Here is a 3,293-nt window from a genome sequence, read left to right as displayed (position 1 = left end):
GGCCAGCACCGGGCGGTGCCCGGCCGCGACGAGCTCGGCGGTGACCAGCCGGCCCGTGTAGCCGGTCGCCCCGAACACCACGATGGTCCCCGGCGATCGGTCGGGGAGGTCGGGGCGACCGGGCGGGTTCCCGAGGTCACCGGCCGGATTCCCCGGCCGGTCCCCGGCCGCGGCGCCGTGGCCCGGCGGCGCGGCGTCCGGCGACTGCATGAAGTTCTCCGACCGGGTGGGGACACCGCCCGCCGCGGCCACCGCCGCGTCTTGGCTCTCGATAGCGCCGTCCTTGTGGTGACGTTAGCCCGAACTGTCGATCGTGACCCCCGACACGTTGCTTTGGCGCGTGGGAGTGCAAGCCCCTCACAATGATGCGCACCCCGTCCGGAGGAGGCGCGCGTGCGTAAGGTTCTGGTCGCAAACCGCAGTGAGATAGCCGTCCGCGTCTTCCGAGCCGCTCAGGAACTGGGGCTGCGCACCGTCGCGGTCTACACCCCGGAGGACGTCTCCGCGCTGCACCGGACGAAGGCGTCCGAAGCGTACGAGCTCGGCGGGCCGGGTCATCCGGTGCGGGGCTACCTCGACATCGACGCGCTGCTCACGGTGGCCAAGCAGGCGGAGGCGGACGCGCTGCACCCCGGCTACGGCTTCCTGTCGGAGTCGGCGGTGCTGGCCGAGGCGTGCGCGGCGGCGGGCGTGACCTTCGTCGGGCCGCCGCCGTCGGTGCTGCGGCTGACGGGGGACAAGGTCGCCGCGCGCAACGCGGCGATGGCGGCCGGGCTGCCGGTGCTGCGCGCGTCGACGCCGCTGCCGGACGGGCAGGGCGCGGCGCAGGCGGCCGAGGAGGTCGGGTTCCCGCTGTTCGTGAAGGCCTCGGCCGGCGGGGGCGGGCGGGGCCTGCGGCGGGTGGAGCGGGCGGCGGACCTCGCCGACGCGGTGGCCAGCGCCTCCCGGGAGGCCGCGGCGGCGTTCGGCGACGGGACGGTGTTCCTGGAGCAGGCGGTCGATCGCCCTCGGCACATCGAGGTGCAGGTCTTCGCCGACTCCTACGGCAACATCATCCATCTGTTCGAGCGGGACTGCTCGGTGCAGCGCCGCCATCAGAAGGTCGTCGAGATCGCCCCGGCGCCGATGCTGGACGAGGCGCTGCGGGCGAGCATCTGCGCGGACGCGGTCCGCTTCGCCCAGCATGTCGGCTACGTCAACGCCGGCACCGTCGAGTTCCTCCTCGGCGCCGACGGCCGGTACACGTTCATGGAGATGAACCCGCGCATCCAGGTCGAGCACACGGTCACCGAGGAGGTCACCGGCGTCGACATCGTCGCGGCCCAGTTGCGCATCGCCGACGGGGAGAGCCTCGCCGACCTCAACCTCGGCCAGGAGCAGATCGCGCTGCGCGGCACCGCGATCCAGTGCCGGGTCACGACGGAGGATCCGGCGGACGGCTTCCGACCCGACACCGGGACGATCAGCTTCTACCAGTCCCCGGGCGGCCCCGGCGTCCGCCTCGACGGCGCGACCTACGCCGGCGCGGAGATCAGCCCCTACTTCGACTCGCTGCTGGTGAAGCTGACCGCGCGGGGCAGCACGTTGGAGAAGGCGGCCAGGCGGGCGCGTCGGGCCCTCAACGAGTTCCGGGTCCGCGGTGTCCGCACCAACATCGACTTCCTGGGCCGGGTGCTGACCGACCCCGACTTCCTCGCCGGCGGGGTGACGACGTCGTTCATCGACGAGCGCCCCGAGCTGCTGCTGCCCGGCCGGGGCACCGACCAGACCAGCCGGACGCTGGCCCGCCTCGCCGAGAGCACCGTCAACGGTTTCCGGCGACCGGCGAACGCCCTGGTCGACCCGCGCTCCCGGCTGCCCGAGCTGCCACTGCTGCCCGACGGACAGGGAGTGCCGATCGGTCCCGGCTCGCCCGCCTGCCTCGGCACCGGCACCGGCGCCAGCACCGGCCAGGGGCTGACCGGCGGGGGTCTCGCCGGCGTCGCGGTGCCCGCCGGTTCGCGGCAGTTGCTCACCGAGCTCGGCCCCGCCGGCTGGGCGGCGCGGCTGCGCGCCCAGGAGGCGCTGGCCGTCACCGACACCACGCTGCGCGACGCCCACCAGTCGCTGCTGGCGACCCGGCTGCGCAGCTTCGACATCCTGGCGGCGGCGCCGTCGTTCGCCGCCCTGACGCCGAACCTGCTCAGCCTGGAGGCGTGGGGCGGCGCGACGTACGACGTGGCGCTGCGGTTCCTGGCCGAGGACCCGTGGGAGCGGCTCGCGGCGCTGCGATCCACCGCGCCGAACCAGTGCGTGCAGATGCTGCTGCGCGGCCGCAACGCGGTCGGCTACACGCCGTACCCGGACGACGTGGTGCGGGCGTTCGTCGCCGAGGCCGCCGCGACCGGCGTCGACATCTTCCGGATCTTCGACGCGCTCAACGACATGGAACAGATGCGCCCGGCGATCGAAGCGGTCCTGGAGACCGGCACGGCGATCGCCGAGGGCACCCTGTGCTACACCGGCGACCTGTCCGACCCCGGCGAGCAGATCTACACCCTCGACTACTACCTGCGCCTCGCCGAGCAGCTCGTCGCCGCCGGCGTGCACGTGCTGGCGATCAAGGACATGGCCGGGCTGCTGCGCCCCACCGCCGCGGCCACGCTGGTCACGGCCCTGCGCGCGCGCTTCGACCGGCCCGTCCACCTGCACACCCACGACACCGCCGGCGGGCAGCTCGCCACCCTGCTCGCCGCGTCCGCGGCCGGGGTGGACGCCGTCGACGCCGCCGCCGCGCCGATGTCCGGCGGCACCAGCCAGGTGAACATGTCGGCCCTGGTCGCCGCGACCGACCACACCCCGCGGGCGACGGGGATCGCGCTGTCGGCGCTGTCGTCGATGGAGGCCTACTGGGAGGCGGTGCGCGACCTGTACGCGCCGTTCGAGGCGGGCCTGCGGGCGCCGACGGGGGCGGTGTACCGGCACGAGATCCCCGGCGGGCAGCTCACCAACCTGCGTCAGCAGGCGATCGCCCTCGGGCTCGGGGAGCGCTGGCCGGCCGTGCAGGAGGCGTACGCGGTTGCCAACGAGCTGCTCGGCAAGCCGATCAAGGTCACGCCGACCAGCAAGGTCGTCGGCGATCTGGCGTTGTTCCTCGTCGGCGGCGGGGTGGACGTCGCCACGCTGCGGGAGCATCCCGAGCGCTTCGACCTGCCCGCGAGCGTGCTGGGCTACCTCGCCGGGGAGCTCGGCACGCCGCCGGCCGGGTTCGCCGAGCCGTTCCGGGAGCGGGCGCTGGCCGGCCGCCACCCGGC

The 3,293-nt window shown here is 74.4% G+C and carries 1 protein-coding gene and 1 pseudogene; one reads left to right on the top strand and one right to left on the bottom strand.

Going from position 1 to position 3,293, the window contains the following annotated elements:
• Positions 1-273 (bottom strand): annotated as a pseudogene (locus tag ND748_RS28640) (saccharopine dehydrogenase); the annotation flags it as partial.
• 120 nt (positions 274-393) lie between these two features.
• On the opposite strand from ND748_RS28640, the gene ND748_RS28635 reads away from it, so the two are divergent.
• Positions 394-3,293 (top strand): pyruvate carboxylase (locus ND748_RS28635; protein WP_251749302.1); only part of this gene is annotated, 2,900 nt, incomplete at its 3' end.

This window comes from Frankia sp. AiPs1 (assembly GCF_023716945.1).
Classification (GTDB): domain Bacteria; phylum Actinomycetota; class Actinomycetes; order Frankiales; family Frankiaceae; genus Frankia.
The sequence above is the reverse complement of the archived record's forward strand: the minus strand, read 5'-3'. Positions and strand labels throughout refer to the sequence as shown.